Below are 19446 nucleotides of genomic sequence, written 5' to 3' on the forward strand. Positions count from 1 at the left end.
GCTCTGACGAGAACGGGCGGACACATAGGTCCGCCCCTACAAAGGGCTACTCGTATCGCTGTGATACAGCGTTACTCAGAAGGCTCTATTTCGTCGCATGAAGCGAATCTTCACGTAGCTATTTCCGAATCGCCTACCGAGGAAATGAAAAATCCCTACGTGGACGAGAAATGAAACTTCGGAGGAATCGTTTCGCCCCCACGTGAAGAATAAAAAATAGCCACGTGTGGATTCTCTATTTCCTCCGTGGCTGCGACGAAAAGACAAGAAGCCCCCGAGATAATCCACATGGATCTATCTCGAGGGCTCTCTTTATTGTTTAGGATCTCTTGCGACGCTCTGTCCTGTCTGCTAGTTATGACTAGCGATGGGCAGCGTGTCTCCGAGTTTTCTTCCTATTGATTACCAGTTAGCGATAAGCTCCTTATTGGCGAAGCGATCCTGGAGTGGGAACTCCCAGATAAACATCTTGTCCGTGTGAGACTTGTGCATATCCAGGCTCTTCTCGTGGAGAGCACCAGGCTTACCAGCTAGAGCTGGCTGTGCGGGCTTGCCCTTACGATCGAGGTCTACCTGCCAGCGCTTGAGATCGGTCATACGGGTTCCCATACCGACCATCTCACGTGTACGCTCATTCATGACAGCCTGCTTGATTTGATCTGGTGTCGTAGCCTTGAGCTCATCACCTAGACCACGAGCCATACGGAAGTCCTGTAGGGTAGCCTTAGCACCAGCTACATCACCACTCCAAGCCTCAGCCTCAGCCTTGATGAGCCAAGCCTCTGCTATATCAAAGAGGTGTGTCGTATGAGCATAGCTAAAGAGCTTCTTCGCACGATCCTGATCCAGGTCTGGATTGCCTCTGAACTTAGAGACAATTATACCAGCAAGATCTTTGGTATCGTAAACGAACACAGCAACTCCGTTAGGACCTGAATTGCTAGAGCCCTCGAACCAGTTCGTATAGCGCCAGTCCTTACCTTCCTGAGATACATTTGTATCAATAGGCTTGTTGTATAGATCTAGTAGATACTGAGATGGTAGCCATACAGGTACTGCTAGCTCTACATCACTACCGTCGCTAAGAGCTCCCTTGAGGAAGCGGATACCATGTAGGGCACCACCGACACGACCTACCTTCTTATTAGCGTAAGTCTTGATCATGATCTCCGTAGAGGTCTCGTACTTCCAGAGGTTCTGAAGAGCTGTCTTATCCTTAGGATTGTCCTGAGGAGCGACACCCTGTGTAGAGAGTGGGTAGTTCTCAATGAACTTCTCAACCTCTGCGATAGCCTCTGCATATTTGTGCATCTCAAGGAATATGCGAGCGCGTATAGCGTAAGCATAGTCATCAACGAGATAGCAGGGGATGCCATCCATCAGCAGATCGTTGTAGGCAGCCTTGGTAGGAAGCACCTTAGCAGCCTCAGCTAGCTCATTAAGACACCACTCGTAGACCTCCTTCTGAGTCGAACGCGCCTTAGGCGTATCCTTAAAGAGAGGATCATACTTCTTCATCATGACGATACCTAGATCGCCACCATCGTTGGCGTCATTGTAGCGCTTAGAGAAGCGGGTCATCAGACGATAGTGAGCCAACGCACGGAAGGTGCGAGCCTCTGCTATATAGATCTCGATGTTTAGCTTATCTTGATCTGATAGATTCTTCGTGAGCTCCTCGTTTGCCTTAAACTCTTCAGCACGCATGATGAAGTAGTTGGCATCCTTGATGAGTGAGCAGTAAGAACCGTAGTAAGCAGCGACCTCATCAGCATTGCGTAGTAGCTGCTCGTCCCAGTCGTAGAACTTACCATTGGCACCATTGTCACGGAAGTTGACGACATTGTAGAGATCAGCCTGATAGTCACCGATGACCAGATTTCCTGGAGCCTCAGATCCTCTGACTGTCTCAAACATGGCCTCACGTGTCCACTTGACATCTTGCATCGTCTTGAACTCGACCTGGGCCTTATTGCCCTCGGGGATATACTCTACTTTACAAGCAGCGAGAGCAAGTAGCGATACAAGCAAGAGACCTAGGGTCTTGATATGTTGTTTCATACTATATTTTCTATTATAAGGTGATTGAATAGTCCTCGCTTAGAATGTGATCTGAAGACCTCCTACATACTGGCGGGTGTTAGGATAGCTATTCATAGCCATATTGAGACCAGCCTCTGGGTCAAATCCACTAAACTTAGTAAAGGTGAGTAGGTTACGTCCAGTTACATAGACACGAACACCTGAGATGACACCGATCTTCTCAAACCATGCGCTAGGCAGTGCGTAAGAGAGACGTACGTTCTTCAAGCGAAGGAATGAAGCATTCTCCAGAAGGCGAGAGTCGAAAGCGATCTGCTCACCGAACTTAGGAACGTCTGTATTCGTATTCTCTGGGGTCCAAGCGTCGAGGACCTTGCGGTTCTTGTTATTGTCTAGGAAGTCGCGGCTCACGTTCTCTGTGAAGTAGCGGTCATTATTCATAATCCACTTACCTACGTTAAATGCCCAGTCGATATCGAGTGCTAGACCCTTCCAGCTGGCGCCCATAGAGAAACCGCCATTGAATGGAGCACGGAGCTTCTTGCCAGAAGCACGAAGGAGCTTGTCCTCCTCATAGTTCTCTGTGACACGATCCTCTGAGATGTTACCATTCTCATCGGGTACATACCAGCGCTGCTTACCAGTCTCGGGGTTGACACCAGCATACTCAGCAACGAGGAACTGCTCAGCCTCACCAGTCTTATAGATCAGTCCATAGCTCGGCATCTTGTACTCCTTTAGGTCATAGAATAGCTTGGTGATCTTCTCGTGGTTGTAGTTGAGTACGGCAGATGCGTATACGTTCCAATCACGTGTACGAACGATGTCGTAGCTAACCGTCAGGTCAATACCCGTATTGGTCATCGAGCCTACGTTCTCATAGCGAGAAGCAAAGCCAGAGATGTAAGGTAGAGGTACTGACATAAGCATGTCGTCCGTGATACGGTGATAAACGTTTGTCACCGTGTGCAGGCGATTATCGAAGGCATCGAAGTCTACACCCACGTTGAGGTTAGACTGCTTCTCCCAACCGAGGTTAGGATTACCAATCGAAGCTGCATAGAGACCAAAGATACCACTATAGTTCACACGACCGAGGTGTGGGTAGAATGCTAGCGTAGGGATAGAAGAGTTACCCGTCGTACCCCAGCTGGCACGTAGACGTAGCGTGTTGAGCCACTTGACGTGCTCTAGATGTGCACGATAGATATCATAGGTAGCACCTACTGAGTAGAAGAGTGCTGTCTGATTCTCAGTACCGAATCGTGAAGAAGCATCACTACGTAGTGATAGATCTAGGTGTAGGTAGTTGTCAAAAGAGTAGTTGACACGACCGAAGAAAGAGAGGTAGTTGTAACCACCCTTAGCTTGATCAGGTAGCTCCAGATCCTCAGGCTGTGTACTACCAGAACCGAGGAGCATAAACTCTGGGTGCTCTAGACCGTTAGCGTAAGCAGCGATCATGTCTGAGCGGTTCTGTACCCACTCCTGACCGAGTAGGAAGGTGAGCTTGTGCTTGTCAGCAAAAGAGGTGCGGTACTCAGCTGTGTTGGTCCAAGTGAAGAGACCTGTGAGACCACGACGCTCGCTTCTCCAACCACGCGGATCGGTTCTCCAATAAGCACCTGGCAAGAAATATCTAGAAGAGGTGCTGTGCGTCAGGTCAAGACCAGCTTGCGTCTTGATGATCAGACCCTGGATAGGCGTTAGCTCAGCATAACCTGCGATATTTGCCTGATAGCCGTTAGCGAAGCTGTTGAGATACTTATCTCTAACATCCTGGAAGACAGACGCATTTCCAACCTGAGTTAGGTACCAATAGCGACGTAGCTCACCGTTTGCATCATAAGGTGTGAAGTAGCGAGGCTGAACGAGAGCTCCAAACGGACCCTCATTGACATAAGACTCGCCCTCGAAGCTAGAGACATACTGTGTCGTATAAGCACCGAAGAGGTTAGCACCGACCTTGAGCCAGTCCTTGACCTTTGAATCAACACTTACACGACCATTGTAGCGTGTGAAGCTGTTGCGGCCACGAGTCAGACCCTCCTGTGAGAGTGTACCCATAGAGATGTAGTACTGTGTACGATTGCTACCACCGCTGAAAGAGAGGTCTGCATTGTACGTAGGAGCCTTGCGTCCCATGAGGAACTTAAGCCAGTCGAAGTTGTAATCTGCAGGATTATAGTCATCCACATCAAAGAGTGGGTTGAATGGCCATGCCTCTTTTTCGTTCTCGGCCTTAGCATTCTCGCTAAGCTTCTTGAGGAGGTCTTTCTTGTCCTTAGCCTTTAGGTATCCATGATCAGCCTGATAGTCTAGTAGCTCATCACCGGTCATCATGTCTTCGTAAGGCTTTCTATTGATGAACTGAGAGATACCATACTGTGCATTGACAGTGATATGTCCGAAGCCCTCCTCAGAGCGCTTACCCTTCTTGGTTGTGATGACGATAACACCATTAGCTGCTCGCGCACCGTAGATAGATGTTGACGAAGCGTCCATAAGGGTAGTCAAGCTCTCGATATCGTTGGAGTTCATAGCCATAACGGTAGCTAGGTCGGTCTGCATACCATCTACGATGTAGAGAGGAGTAGAGCCAGCCGTCAGAGAGCCGCGACCGTGGATCTGTACATTAGCCACAGCATTGGGGTCTCCAGAGGTTGTCAAGACGCTCATACCAGCGACCTTACCTTGTAGTGCGTCCATCACGTTAGCTACAGGCTTCTCAGCGATCTGCTCACCAGATACACGAGCCATAGAGCCTGAGATCGTGCTGAGCTTCTGTCCTGAACCGTAACCTACTACGACGACCTGGTCTAGGGTCTGATCGTCGGTCGTCATGACGACGTTCATCACCTTAGTGATGGGTACAGTAATCGTCTTAAGACCTACGTAGGAGAAGGTCAGCTTCTTAGCAGAGGCAGGTACACTGAGTGTAAACTTACCATCTACGTCTGTCGTGGTACCGATAGAGGTGTTGCCCTCTACAACCACGTTCGCAAACATCACCGGCTCTTTACCCTCTCCCGAGGTTACAGTACCTGTGATGGTCCTATTCTGCGCTACAGCCCATCCTATGCTGGCCGTTAGCATCAGAAAGAATAGAGCCAATCTTTTCATAAAACTCTTCTTTAGCGTTAGTTATACATTGATAGTTTGAATAGTCATATCCACCCGCCACGTCACGCTAGCAACGATGGCGGTGTGTCTCTGACATAACCTAATAGCAACTAATAGAAACCCTTCTGAGGCTTTAGTCTATGCAGGCACCACCCTGCACAGAGCCCTAAATATTATCGAAGGGAGTCTACCTTAACCTTTCGGAAACAAAGGTAGTACAAAAAAGCGTGGAAAGCAAATCTAGAGAGCCCCCTAGAGGCATCAAATCTCACGAGTAACGACGAATTCTTATTTTGAGGTGCTGGGAAAACTTTAGGATGACGTATTCTAATCCTCTGAGACTATAAAACAGAATATCCACGTGGAGATTTTCGATTTTCCACGTGGATATTTTTCATTCTCCACGTAGGGACGAAACGATTCCTCCGAAGTTTCATTTGATTCCTCCGAAGTTTCATTTCATATCCACGTGGAGATTTTTTATTCTCCACGTGGAGATTTGAGAATTTCCACGTGGGGATCGGATTAGAGGTTAGAGGTTAGAAGTTAGAGACGAGTAGTGATGTGTAGGGTCGCACTCGCACTAGACACTCACCCATACGTCTCTACCGATCGCTACTCGTAGGCATTGCAAGGTCCTTATATAAGCAAGCGGTAGTGCTGAGGAGTCTCGGCACTACCGCTATGCAACTTTTTTAGCCTAGGTAAAACTAGCGACTAAAGTATAAAACGCTACTTGACTAGTCTCTGTGTCTTCACACCGTCAGCTGTACGGATCATAGCGACATACTGACCAGCTGGCAGAGAGGCTACATCCATCGACATCAGCTGAGCTCCCGCAAAGGCTGCTACCTGGACGCCCTCCATGCTGTATAGCTCGACAGCCTCTACGTCAGTAGCATCTGTGAGCTGTAGCTGTGTGGTGAAGTGTGCCGGATAGAGGTTCACCTCTGAAGCAGCTACACGGATGGGCTCGTTAGGACGTAGCTCACCTGGATAGTCATAGACGACCTCTACGTAGTAGTTATCAGAGGTCTTACCCTCAGCATCATCGTACACGAATGTGTCTGAAGGTAGCTCAGCGACCTTCTGTCCGTTGCGGTATACGACATAGCTCTTGATCTCGGGGAAAGGTACAGGCAGCTCACCACGTGTGTAGTAGTCGTTGGTTACGCCTGGCTGCTTCTTAGGATTGTCAGAGATGACCAGCTCTAGGGCTTGGTACGCCATACGATTCTTGCTATAAGGCTCTGGCCAGAGAGTAAACTTGCGAATGTTGTAGTCGTCCTTGAGGTCTAGAGCTAGCTTGCAGCCGTCATAGTTTACGTTTTCATCTGTAGAGTTGGCATCTATATAGATGTCTCCCGTAATGTTGGATCCATCGAAGGCAAAGCCGACATCTAGCAGGTGAGCATCGCTAATCTCGACAGGTCTCGAGAGTTGGTAGGAGATGAACTCCTTCTTATCAGCGGTACCCTGAGGCACGATGAGACCATAGTACTGTATAGGACGAGCATCGACTTTCTGTCGGATGAAGAAAGAGATGTTTTTCTCAGTATCGATAGAGCCGTTGGGCTTGTATGGGGTGTCCTGAGAGGGGATGAAGTTAATCTGGTGTATATAGAGCTTTCGACCGTTGAGTGGAGACTGACCTAGACGATAGCTGTCATACATGTAGATCCTATAGATGTCCTTCTTAGAGATGTTGTAGTATCTCAGGATATCATTCACGCCATTGGAGGCTTTGAGAGGAGCTATCTTGTCACGGTTCTTGATCTTGGATACGATCTGTGTATTGTACGGCATCTGCCACTTTACCTTGGCACCCGTTTTGCCCTCAGAGACAGTCATCGGAGCTCTAGAGGCAAGCTGTCCGGTGTAAAGGGTGTAGTAAGCAGCAGGAGTCGTCACCTCCTGGCCATCAATCGTGTAGACAGCCTCGACGGAGTAAGAGACACGTCCCTTGCGCTTCATATCACCAGAGATTAGATCCTCACGCGTCGTCTCTGCTTGGCTAGCTATGCGACGTCCATTACGATATAGATTATACTTAACCTCGTAGCCCTGTGGGTGCTGCGGTACTGGCTTCCAAGAGATCTTGATCTTTGAAGCGTCTGTAGGCTCAACTTTTGCGATGATCGAAGGTACGACGGCTAGGGGCTGATAGTTCTGTTTCCAGGTACCCTTAACCTTTGTGGTGCCAGTGCTCTTGGGGTCGAGCCACTTAGCCATGTACCACGTCTCACCCTTAGACTTATACTTATCAAAGTGCGAGTTCAGACGTCCATAGACTCCATCCATAGCGCAGGGAGTCACAGCTCCACCTGTTAGTGTACCGATCTGATTACCCTCAGCATTGAATAGAGGCGAGCCTGACGATCCGCCCTCGGTATTACCCTTGGTGAATCGGAATCCAAAGTGATCATCAGCGCCACCACCGAGAGACCACGTGGTGATAGAGACACCACCGTCGAAGAGGGAGATCTTAGCAGCGTCACCTGATGGGTGGTGTATGCTAGCCCCTCTAGGCCAAACCGTAGGAGCAGCATCCCAGCCTGAGTAGTAGACACGATAATCTAGAGGTATCTCTTTTTTGAGTTCGAGGAGGAGTCCGTCCGAATAGCCCTTCATCGGCAAGAACGACTTCATCTCGGCACCTACCATACTCACCTCTTGCATTGTAGCATAGTCACCACTAGAGCAGCGAGGCTTCTCATAGTGGAAGGAGAAGATCCACTGGTTCAATTGTAGTGGTGAGACCTCAAACTTATCGGTTATGCTGGCACAGTGCGCTGCCGACATGACGTATGGCTTGAAGTCGCCAGCTACATTGTTCACAAGGTTACCTGAGCAAAAGCCGATACCTCTTCCACCGACCATCAGCATAGCCACGGAACTGGCCTTCTGATCTTGGTAAGGGTCTCCCTCTGGGCAGTTTGCATTGATCTGACAATATTTAGCAAAGCCAGGGTCTGAAGTATCCTCGCTATTCATATGGTGCTTGACACCAGGATCAGCCATCAGCACTGGGCGATAGAAGTATCCTACGCCCTGCACCTTGATCGAAGGCATCTCACCTGTGATGGGAGCCTCATAGTCGAGGATGAGTGTATTGCCTCTGATAGGCTCTGTAGCGAAGGCTCCATGCTCGGGGTGCGTAGCGTGGGTGTAGGCTCCTAGTACCTGCTTACCCTCAGGTGAGTAGATATAGAGCTTACCCCCCTCAGGGATGTAGAAGTCTTCGTAGTAGAGGTTAGTCCCTACAGGTGTGCCCTCGAGCTCTATCTCTAGGCGATAGATGTTTCGTCCCTCGACGGTGCCTACCAGCTGAGCAGCCTCAGCAAAGTCGGCTTGATGCTCTATGACGCGCCCCACGGAGAGAGGCTTCGTCTGTACAGTCTCCGTCCAAGACTCTTGAGATAGGTAGTCCGCTGGATTAAAGTCCAGACTCACGGTGCGAACGGCAGTAAGTGAGCGTAGCGAACCCTCCTGCATCATGAGGGGTCTACCTCCGAAAGATTGTTGTCCGAAGGTCACGAGACCACCACACAGCAGGACGAAGGCTGCTGCGAGGAGTCGACTGACTTGGGATAAGCGTTGAACTGTCATATTTTGGTTTGTATAGTATGGGTTAAAACGATTCGGGTCGCAAGTTACAACAAAAATCTGACTTAGCGAAAGAACCTCTCCTCTATGGGAGCAAGAGCGTAGTGGCTAACTAACTACTATCAAACATCTTACTACTCCACATCACACATTTAAGCCGAGAGAAGAGCCTAGTGACACGAGTAAATCTGCTCCTCCCCTCTAATCTCTAACCTCTAATCTCTAATTTGATTACCTTTGCAGTAGCTCTGTGAGTAATGCGATCGAATCATCTTTGCAGAAATCACACAGAGCTCTCTGTCAGACGTTTATCACACTATCACCTTTTCACTCCTTGTCCGCTAAGCTCTATCATACGGCTGTCCTCTGTGAGGACTCTCTCGACTTATTGGTCACGACACCCACGGGTCTCTATGTAGATGTCACGATGGGTGGCGGGGGACACTCTCGTGCGCTCCTCGAGCGACTCGCTCCTGAGGGGCGCTGCATCGGTCTCGATCAAGACCCTGATGCGGTCGTCAATGCCCCTACGGATAGTCGCTATCACTTTGTGGCGACAAACTTTCGCTACCTAGGGCAGTGGCTCGACTACTGGGGACTCACAGGCCAGGTGGATGGGATCTTGGCAGACCTAGGGGTCTCGTCACATCACTTCGACAGTGAGGAGCGGGGCTTTAGCTTTCGCTATGAGGAGGCAATGCCCGATATGCGTATGAATAGTCGATCGGGCGTCACGGCTCGTGACATACTGCTGAGCTACAGCGAGGAGCAGCTGGCCGATATACTATATTATTATGGTGAGCTACATGATGCTCGTCGCATTGCGGCTCTGCTCGTGTCGCATCGTGCCGTGGGCTACCCGACGATCGCTGCTCTCATGGAGGTGCTGACGCCAGTCCTACCTAAGGGAGGCCCTCAGCTACGCAATAAGCTGAGCCGTATCTTCCAGGCACTGCGCATCGAGGTGAATGATGAGCTGGGCGCTCTACGTCAACTGCTGAGCGACTCGGTGCGTCTCCTCAAGCCTGGAGGGCGCATAGCGATCATCTCTTATCACTCACTGGAGGATCGTATGGTCAAGGAGTTCTTCCGTCTAGGGTGCTTCGAGCAGCCGAGTGAGGCTCTGGCAGGTATGCCCCTGTCGGCACCGGCACCTCTACGTGTAGTTACAAAAAAAGCTATCACACCCTCTGCGGATGAGATAGCAGATAATAATCGTGCTCGTAGCGCTAAGCTGCGTGTTGCGGAGCGTCGTGAGAATATTTGAGTGAGAAGAGAAGATGGTTAAGATAGACGATACATACTTTGACGATAACCTTGAGGAGCAGCTTCAGGAGCCAGCACCCGTGGCTACTGATGATGAGTCTGTAACTGAGCCTGAGCCGAGACCTCTGCTAGGAGATCTCCTTGATGAAGATAGTTCTTCTGAAATTGCTGAGACGGACACTCCGAGCGACAGCGCACCCGCTGTAGCTGCACTAGACCAGGCAGACGATGAGGTAGCAGGCGAAGTGGCAAGCACACCCTCCACGCCAGAGTCTACGCCTCTCGAAGAGCCAAGCGCTCTAGAAGAGCTAGAGGCAGATGATGCCGATGAAGGGCTCTCTGAGGAGCCTGCCCGGTCTACCCGCAAGCGCTCTTCGTATGGTCTGTGGTATTGGCTAGGCGGTGATATGCTGGAGCAGCCCGCCTTTAGAAAGTATATACCCGCCTTTATCGCTATCCTCCTGATGGGACTGATCCATGTCACAAGCAACTATCAGATCATCTCCAAGCGTCGCCAGATAGATAAGCTGGAGACGCAGGTCAAAGACTTAACCTACAAGCACATGGAGAGCGTCAGCGAGCTAACGCGTCGCAGCATCGGAGGTAACTTCGAGCAGCAGCTCCAGGCGATGGGGTCGGATCTTGAGGCACCCTCGCAGCAGTCGATCATCCTCTATCGTGATGCTAAGAAATAATCACTCTCCTCTCTAACGAACACGCTCTCTATGTCGAAGCATAGTCCTATCATAGCTCGCTACCGCGCTTTAGGCTTCCTAGCCATCTTGATGACTCTATGGGTCTTTGTCAAGGTGATCGGCATCATCTTCGTCGAAGGCCCTACGTGGCGTAAGATGGCTCAAAACTTTCATCGCCCTGATACGGTGACGATCTCACCACTACGAGGCAATATTATTTCATCAGACGGACACATCGTCGCTATTAGCAAGCCTGCATACAAGCTTTATCTAGACTTCGGTGCAGAAGCTATTCAGCAAATGGAGCCTGACTCGCTCTACAAGCAGCTAGACTCGCTAGCCTACCAGATGAGTCTCTGGGAGAAGGGCGAGCAAGCCACCTATCAGGCACTACGCAAGCGACTTCGTGAGGGCTATCGCAAGGCACAGCATAAGCAGCCGGGCTATCGCTACGTATCTATATATCCCTACGAAGTGAGCCATGTGGAGTACCAGCGACTCAAGCAGACTTATCCACTGATGATGACGGTGGAGCGCAAGGGGCGTATGGTGCGTCGCCGTGGCCCGCTCAGAAATGGACTGACGCATGAGGAGCGCGCACTACGTGACAGGCCTTATGGCGAGCTGGCGAGACGTACGATAGGTAGTGTCTACAAGGAGGTCAAGGGAGATCTCACGCAGGGTGAGTATGGTCTAGAGCAGAGCTTTGACACCTTACTGCGAGGCGAGCCTGGACTAGCGGTAAGACAGTACTTAGCGGGATCGAACCGACAGAACACGCTACAGCCTCCTCGTGATGGCTACAATGTGTACACCACACTGGATATGAATCTGCAGCAGATCGTGCATCGCGCCCTCTATGAGCAGATGACACAGTTTGAGGCGGACTACGGAGGGGCTATCCTGATGGAGGTAGAGACGGGTCGTATCCTGGCACTAGCCAACCTCACGAAGGGCTCTCAGTCTTACTACGAGGGGGCTAACTATGCCCTCAGTGCACTCAACGAGCCTGGCTCTACGATGAAGACGCCCTTTATGATGGCTGCCCTAGATGATGGGGTCTGTACGCCTACCGATACGATCGACACGGGCAATGGAGTCTTTAAGTATGGAGGCTACAACATCCGTGATCACAATGCTAATCGCGGTGGTTATGGGCGTATCTCGGTAGCTCAGGGCCTATGGTATTCGAGTAACATCGTCCTAGCTAAGATTGCGATCAAAGGGTATGTAGAGCACCCCGATGGGCTTTATCAGCATCTAAGCAACTATGGGATGCTGGAGCGACTGGATGTAGGGCTAGAAGGAGTCGCTACTCCAACGATCATACGCCCTGAGGATAAGAGCTACGGCAACTCGACGATCCCGGGCATCAGCCGTGGCTATGGTATCTCGGTGCCAGCGATCAATACACTTAACTTTTACAACGCTATCGCCACCGGCGGACGTGTCATGCGCCCCTATCTAGTGGATCGCGTAGAGGATGCTGAGGGTAAGGTGATTCAGGAGTATCACCCTCTAGTACTTCATGAGAATATCTGCAAGCCGGCTACGCTCGACTCGATACGCTCCATGCTGGACAATGTAGTCATACGAGGCACTGCTAAAGGACCGGTACACTCTGAGCTGATCTCTATCAGTGGCAAGACAGGTACGGCTCTGATGAGCAATCATGGTAGCGGAGGTTATCGTGCTGGTGGGGAGGTCTATATGACTTCGTTTTGCGGCTACTTCCCCTCAGATCATCCTAAGTATAGTTGCATCATCTTTGTGGTCAATCCGCACGGCGTAGGTCGTGCCTCAGGAGGTATCGTAGCGGGTCGTGGCGTGAAGCGTATCGCTGAGGAGATCTACACGCTTTCTAATCCTATCCTCCTAGACACGATCACCCCGCACCCTGCCAGTGAGCGGTTGAAGCATTTGGATCTAGCTGGCGGTGAGAAGAAGCGTGTCGAGAGCTTTGTCAATGCTTACAAGATCCCTGAGATTAAATCCCAAAGTTCTAGCAAGGTGGGCTCTGACCAAATGGTCGTACCTCAGTATGGACATGAGGGAGTGGAGCTACATCCTCTAGCTCGTTACTCTAAGGGAGTGATGCCAAGGCTTGTAGGCTTAGCACCCAGCGAGGCGGTCTATCAGATTAGCCTGCTGGGACTGGAGGTGCAGTTGGTCGGCTATGGACGGGTCATAGCGCAGAGCATCCCTATCGGTACACCTATTCATCCAGGACAAAAGGTGATCCTCCATCTAGGCAATAATCATAGACAGTAAAGCGGAATCTTCTTATAGATATGAATCTCAAACCACTCAATAATTATATAGTAGCACTCACCGAGGAGCATCTCCTGAGCCAAGCATACACAGGAGATGTCTCTATAGCGCAGTGCCAGGTGACCTCTATCGAGCAGGACTCACGTCGTGTGTCGGAGGGGTGTATCTTCGTAGCACTACGTGGCGTGCATGTGGATGGTGCCGACTACATCCCGAAAGCGCTTGCAGCGGGCTGTCGTATCATCGTCACAGAGCTCCCTCGGCCTGAGAGCGCCTCTGACGAGGTGGTGTGGCTCACGGTGACTGACACGGCGAAGGCGATAGCTGTCTTAGCCTCTGTCTACTATGATCGTCCTGAGCGACAGCTCACGATCGTAGGAGTCACGGGGACCAATGGCAAGACGACCACTGCTACGCTATGCTATCAGCTGTGGAGCTGGCTCGGCATGCGCGCTGCGCTCTTTAGCACGGTCTGCATACGTATCGGCGACAAAGAGTATCCCGCCACCCACACGACGCCCGATGCTCTCGAACTGCATCGTGTGATGCGCGATATGGTCGATGCGGGGTGTCGCTATCTCTTTATGGAGGTTTCTTCGCACGCTCTGGTACAGCAACGGGTCTACGGGTTGCCTTTTGCACTCGCTCTCTTTACCAATCTGACGCGTGACCACCTGGACTACCACGGCACGATGCAGGCCTACATTGCCGCAAAGAAGCTGCTCTTTGACCATCTCACACCAGATGCCTACGCTCTAGTCAATGCGGATGACCGCAATGGTAGCGTCATGGTACAAAACTGCGCTGCACACCTACACACCTATGCGATGCGTAGCCATGCGGACTATATGGCTCAATTGCTGGGACAGTATGTGGACGGCTCTACCCTACTGCTGGACAACGAAGAGGTGGAAATCAAGCTCGTCGGAAGCTACAACGCTTACAACGTGACGGCCGTCTACGGTGTGGCTCGTCTTCTCCTACCTGATCTGGACAAGAGCTTGATCCTACGTGGTATCTCTAGTCTGGAGCATGTGAATGGACGCTTTGACCTGCTCGCCTCCCCAAGAGGTTACCACGTCGTGGTAGACTATGCGCACACGCCTGACGCTCTGGAGAATCTTCTCAAGACGGTCTCCGAGCTGAACGCCTCACAGGTCTACGTCGTGGTCGGAGCTGGCGGCGATCGGGACATGGGCAAGCGTCCTGAGATGGGGCGTATCGCCTACAATATGTGCGACCATCTATACCTTACGTCAGACAATCCACGCTCCGAGGATCCGCAGACGATCATTGATCAAATGCTCGAGGGCATTCCTCAGGCGGAGCGTGACGAGGTCTACACCAACGTCTCACGTCGCCAAGCGATCACTGATGCTTGCGCAGCTGCGCAGCGTGGCGACCTGGTAGTCATCGCAGGCAAGGGACATGAGACCTATCAAGAGATAGAGGGTGTCAGACACCACTTCGACGACAAAGAGGTGGTGCGAGAGATCTTTGCAGAAGAGGAGCATGCGTAGATAACGTACCTTTGTTCTTCACTTAGTCCTTCCCCTATAATCTTATCAACTTACTCATCACACTATGCTTTATCACCTCTACGATTGGCTACAAGCAAACGACGTCCCCGGCTGGCGACTAGCTCAGTATGTCACCTTTCGGGCTGGTGTCAGCTTTATCTTAGCGCTGATCTTCAGCACGATCATCGGTCGGCGCATCATCCACTGGCTACATCGCATGCAGATAGGCGAAGTGGTGCGTACGCTAGGACTGGAGGGCGAGGCTATGAAGACAGGCACCCCAACGATGGGGGGTATCATCATCATCATAGCGATCATTGTCCCGACGCTCCTCTTCGCTCGCCTAGACAATGTCTATATACAACTGATGCTCTTCACGACCATTACAATGGGCGCCTTGGGCTTTATTGATGACTATATCAAGGTCTTTAAGAAAAACAAGGCGGGGCTCCACGGGCGTTACAAAATCATCGGACAGGTGCTCCTAGGCGTTGTCGTGGCACTCACCTTCTACTTGAGTCCAGACATTATCATTCGAGAGAATCAAGAGGTGGTCAACAACGGGCGTATCGAGCAGGTGACCTTCGCCAGTCAAGAGTCGAAAAATACGCAGACGACTATTCCCTTTGTCAAGAACAATAACTTCGACTACCTATCGCTAGTTCCTGCCTCTACACCAAATCGCGAACTGGTCGGCTGGATCCTCTTCTCGATCATCATCATCCTCATTGTGACCTTTATCTCTAACTGTGTCAACCTGACGGATGGCCTGGACGGACTAGCGGCGGGGACGGCCGCACCCGCAGGTGTGGCTCTGGCGGTACTCGCCTATGTCTCCTCACACATAGCACTCGCTAGCTACTTTAGCATCATGTTTATCCCAGGAGCTGAGGAGCTGGTGATCTTTGGGGCGGCTTTCGTGGGAGCTACTTTTGGCTTCCTTTGGTACAACGCTTATCCTGCACAGGTCTTTATGGGCGATACGGGTAGTCTCGCCATCGGTAGTATCATCGCCGTGATGGCTATTCTCATTCGCAAGGAGCTACTCCTACCGATCCTCTGCTTCCTCTTTATCATCGAGGGTCTATCCTCACTGATACAGCAAGCATACTTTAAGATTACTAAGCGACGCACGGGGACGGGCCGACGGATCTTCAAGATGTCGCCCCTACACCACCACTTTCAGAAAGCGGGCAATAGCGGTATCGACGCCCTGATCCAGAGACCTCTGGCACCCATCCGAGAGGCGAAGATCACCGTCCGCTTTTGGCTTATAGCTATCCTACTAGCTGTCCTAACGGTCATCACGCTTAAGATGCGATAAATAATAGACTTACAACGATCTCACAGATATGCAACGTAACGAATATATCATCCTAGGAGCTGGAGAGAGTGGCGTCGGAGCTGCCATCCTCGCTCAGCAGCAAGGGCTCCCTGTCTTCGTCTCTGACTCGGGACAGATCAAGCCACAATACAAAGCAGAGCTAGAGCAGTACAGCATCCCCTACGAGGAGGGTGGGCACACCTTCTCACGTATCTTATCTGCCCAGGAGGTGATCAAGAGCCCTGGTATCCCCGACAGCGCTCCTCTCATACGTCAGCTGGCGGAGCAACAGACACCGATCATCAGTGAGATCGAGTTCGCCTATCGCTACGCTGGCGATAGCGTGATGATCGCTATCACAGGGAGCAACGGCAAGACCACTACGACCAACTGGCTCTACCACACGCTCCACAATGCGGGACTAGACGTCTCTATGGCGGGCAATGTGGGGACGAGCCTAGCTCGTCAGGTAGCGCTTGCTCCGCACGCTTACTATGTGATCGAGTTGAGTAGCTTTCAGCTGGATCATATGTACCAGTTTAGAGCACACATAGCGATCCTACTCAATATCACGCCCGACCACCTAGATCGCTACGATCACCAGATGGAGCTGTATGCACGGGCTAAGATGCGTATCACGCAAAACCAAGAGCCCACCGACTACTTCATCTCTTGGATCGAAGACGACTGGACACAGCGACTACTCAAGGAGCCTGGCATGGGAGCAGGACGCCGGATCTTCTTCTCTACAAAAGCATCTTCAGACGATGCGGTCGTAGCTTCTAGTCACAACGGACAGCTGCGCTTTGCCCTTCAAGAGCCCGTCTTTGAATTGCTAGAAACTGACCTAGCCCTTTCGGGGAAGCATAACGTCCAGAACGCCCTAGCCGTCGGTTGCGCTGCGCAAGCCTTAGGCGTCAAGCCTGAGATCATACAAGCCTCTCTAGAGACCTTTACCAATGTACCCCACCGCTTAGAGTATATCGCGAGCATCGATGGCGTAGACTACATCAACGACTCCAAGGCGACCAACATCAACAGCACTTGGTATGCCCTCGAGAGTATGCGCAAGCCGACGATCCTCATACTAGGTGGTACTGACAAAGGCAATGACTACAACGATCTGATGGAGCTAGTCAAGGAAAAGGTCGTCGGACTGATCTACCTGACGACCGACTCCGCCAAGCTCCACCGCAGCTTCGACAGTGTCATACCACGCCACGAAGAGGTTACCTCCATGCGTGACGCTATCGCTGCTGCACGCCAGATGGCCACGGCGGGAGATACCGTATTGCTGTCGCCAGCCTGTGCCAGCTTTGATCTCTTCACCTGCTATGAAGATCGTGGCGACCAGTTCAGAGCAGAGGTGCTCGCCATCGCCCAGCAGCAAGGTGATACTGACAGATCTCTCTAGCCTATCTGACTCTCTATGATACCACAAGACGAACGCTATACAAGCCAAGATACCACCACGCATTCGGACATTTTCGACCTCTCTCCCCGTGAGGAGACAGAACCTATCGATAACGAGAGCGCAGAGCCATCCGAAGAAAGTGCTCAGCACGCTACCGAGGTCGAGCCGAAACCACGCAAGCCACGCATTACAGGCGACCGCTCGTTGTGGTTTCTCTACTTTGCCTTCCTGGCCACGTCGCTGCTCTTCATCTATAGTGCTACCAGCACACTGGCTTACCGAGGAGAGAGCTTGTACGCACCCTTTACAGGTCATCTCAAGCATATCATCTTGTCGGTGATTGCAGCGTGGGGTTGCTCACGGATGAACCGCTCCTTGACACGTTACGGAGGAATCCTTTTTTTCATCGGATCTCTCATACTCGTCATCTTAACCCTTTTCGTCGGCACAGAGACCAATGAGGCGAAGCGTACGCTCCTGGGCATACAGCCCTCAGAGTTCTATAAGGTGGGGGTCATCTTTCTCGCTTCCGCCATCCTCTCTATACGCGAACTGAGTAACAACCAGCGCTTCTATATCTTCTGCGGCATCACCGCTATCGGACTCATCTTCGTTGCCAAGGAGAGTCTCTCGATGGGTATCATCATCATCACATTTGTCCTCGGCATAGGACTCGTACAGACGGGATTCTCCAAGAGTCTCCTCCTCATCGGGGGCATAGGAGCTGGTCTCATCGTACTACTCCTAGCGTGCCTCCTCTTACTGCCCGATAGCATCGTGATGAAAAACAGTAGTACAGCGCGCTGGAAAGGACGTATCGAAGACTTTACCTCTAAGTCTGACTCCAGTAAGTTTGTCATCGATGAGGACAACTTTCAGGAGCAGCACGCACGCATCGCCATCGCCCGAAGCAATGGTACGGGCGTATTCCCAGGCAATAGTGTGGAGCGAGACATCCTCCCCGAGGCTTACTCCGACTTTATCTATGCGATCATCATCGAGGAGACAGGCTTCATCGGTATGATCTGGGTGCCGCTACTCTATATTCTTCTCTTCTTCAAGCTCTCTCGCTGGGCGACACGATCTCAGCGCAACTGGCAGCGCATCTTCCTCCTCGGTGTAGGCATCATGTACACCACGCAGGCGATCATACACATGTGTGTCGTCACAGGCATATCGCCCAATACTGGTCAGACGCTACCGCTCATCAGTCGTGGAGGCTCCTCGCTCCTCGCTACCTCCATAGCCATCGGAGTCTGCATAGCGATCACAAGACAGATCCGCCAGGACGAGTACCGACAGCAACTAGAGAGCGAAAGCAAAGCTAAGGAAGAGGTCGTTGCTGCCGAAGCGGTCGTTGCGAACACCACGCCAGTCGAAGGGAGTCCCCTAGCCTCCTCTTCTGACGAGGTAGATAGTATGGCGTAGTCTCTACGCCTACTTGTTCCAGATGTGCCAAGCGTAGCGAGCCTGCACGAGGAGCATCTTCAGCCCATTGATCGTCGTCGCGCCTTGCTCACGGCAAGACTTGAGGAAGCGTGTCTCCTCAGGATTGTATATCAGATCCATACAGACATGCTGTGGCGTGATCGCCTCGTAGGGGATCTGCGGGCGCTCCATAATAAGAGGCTCCATGCCGACGGGGGTAGCGTTGATGATGATCCACTTGTCTGCTATCATCTCAGGAGTCAGCGCATCATAAGACAATATATGCGGAGCTTGCGGATCTCTACTGACCAGCGTACAGTCACGACCGAGACGCTTGAGAGCCTGAGCCACCGCATGAGCTGCGCCACCCGTACCGAGGACGAGCGCATGCTGTTGTTCGGGCGTGAGTAGCGGTTGCAGACTCTCCACGACGCCCTGCACATCCGTATTGTAGCCCAAGAGACGCATCCGCCCGCCCGTGCGATCCACGACAATCGTATTGACAGCGCCCACATACTTAGCCTCAGTGTCTATCTCATCAAGATAGTTGCACACCTCCACCTTGTAGGGGCTCGTCACATTAAGCCCCACGATGGCGGGGGTAGACTCCAGCCAAGGTCTCAGTGCCGAGAGATCATCCAGCTCTTGTAATATGTAGTGCGCATCGATCCCCTGCGAGACAAAAAGATCGTTGAAGTAGTCTGCCGAGAGCGAATGTCCCAAGGGCTTACCTATCAGTGCGTAAATACGTTGCAT

Annotated in this window: 11 protein-coding genes; 7 read left to right on the forward strand and 4 right to left on the reverse strand. The window is 51.6% G+C overall.

Annotated elements, in window-relative coordinates; all coding sequences use genetic code 11:
* Positions 1-402: 402 nt before the first annotated feature.
* From PORAS_RS00825 to PORAS_RS00835, 3 genes are all read right to left on the reverse strand, one after another.
* Complete coding sequence (locus PORAS_RS00825; protein WP_013759815.1) at positions 403-2061, reverse strand: RagB/SusD family nutrient uptake outer membrane protein; 1659 nt, start codon at positions 2059-2061, stop codon at positions 403-405.
* Positions 2062-2100: 39 nt separating this feature from the next.
* Positions 2101-5166, reverse strand: coding sequence for a SusC/RagA family TonB-linked outer membrane protein (locus PORAS_RS00830; protein WP_013759816.1), 3066 nt, complete (start codon positions 5164-5166; stop codon positions 2101-2103).
* Between the two features lie 732 nt (positions 5167-5898).
* Positions 5899-8775, reverse strand: coding sequence for a T9SS type A sorting domain-containing protein (locus PORAS_RS00835; protein WP_013759817.1), 2877 nt, complete (start codon positions 8773-8775; stop codon positions 5899-5901).
* 331 nt (positions 8776-9106) lie between these two features.
* On the opposite strand from PORAS_RS00835, the gene rsmH reads away from it, so the two are divergent.
* From rsmH to PORAS_RS00870, 7 genes are all read left to right on the forward strand, one after another.
* On the forward strand, positions 9107-10039 hold the full coding sequence (gene rsmH, locus PORAS_RS00840) for a 16S rRNA (cytosine(1402)-N(4))-methyltransferase RsmH (RefSeq protein ID WP_004330557.1): 933 nt from the start codon (positions 9107-9109) through the stop codon (positions 10037-10039).
* 13 nt (positions 10040-10052) lie between these two features.
* The gene (locus tag PORAS_RS00845) at positions 10053-10733 is read left to right on the forward strand and encodes an FtsL-like putative cell division protein (protein WP_013759819.1); all 681 of its coding nucleotides are present in this window, start codon (positions 10053-10055) and stop codon (positions 10731-10733) included.
* Between the two features lie 30 nt (positions 10734-10763).
* Positions 10764-13004: a penicillin-binding protein gene (locus PORAS_RS00850; RefSeq protein ID WP_013759820.1), complete on the forward strand. Its 2241-nt coding sequence runs from the start codon at positions 10764-10766 to the stop codon at positions 13002-13004.
* 20 nt (positions 13005-13024) lie between these two features.
* Positions 13025-14524 carry a UDP-N-acetylmuramoyl-L-alanyl-D-glutamate--2,6-diaminopimelate ligase gene (locus tag PORAS_RS00855; protein ID WP_013759821.1) on the forward strand — a complete coding sequence of 500 codons (1500 nt, stop codon included), beginning with the start codon at positions 13025-13027 and terminating at the stop codon, positions 14522-14524.
* Between the two features lie 64 nt (positions 14525-14588).
* Positions 14589-15848: a phospho-N-acetylmuramoyl-pentapeptide-transferase gene (gene mraY, locus PORAS_RS00860; RefSeq protein ID WP_013759822.1), complete on the forward strand. Its 1260-nt coding sequence runs from the start codon at positions 14589-14591 to the stop codon at positions 15846-15848.
* Positions 15849-15876: 28 nt separating this feature from the next.
* The gene (gene murD, locus PORAS_RS00865; RefSeq protein WP_013759823.1) at positions 15877-17262 is read left to right on the forward strand and encodes a UDP-N-acetylmuramoyl-L-alanine--D-glutamate ligase; all 1386 of its coding nucleotides are present in this window, start codon (positions 15877-15879) and stop codon (positions 17260-17262) included.
* Positions 17263-17277: 15 nt separating this feature from the next.
* Positions 17278-18690, forward strand: coding sequence for an FtsW/RodA/SpoVE family cell cycle protein (locus PORAS_RS00870; protein WP_004330561.1), 1413 nt, complete (start codon positions 17278-17280; stop codon positions 18688-18690).
* A 9-nt stretch (positions 18691-18699) separates the two neighbouring features.
* On the opposite strand, the gene PORAS_RS00875 is transcribed toward PORAS_RS00870, so the two are convergent.
* The gene (locus PORAS_RS00875) at positions 18700-19446 is read right to left on the reverse strand and encodes a shikimate dehydrogenase family protein (protein ID WP_245528032.1); all 747 of its coding nucleotides are present in this window, start codon (positions 19444-19446) and stop codon (positions 18700-18702) included.

The sequence above is a fragment of the Porphyromonas asaccharolytica DSM 20707 genome, from assembly GCF_000212375.1.
In the GTDB taxonomy this organism is placed as follows: Bacteria; Bacteroidota; Bacteroidia; order Bacteroidales; family Porphyromonadaceae; genus Porphyromonas; species Porphyromonas asaccharolytica.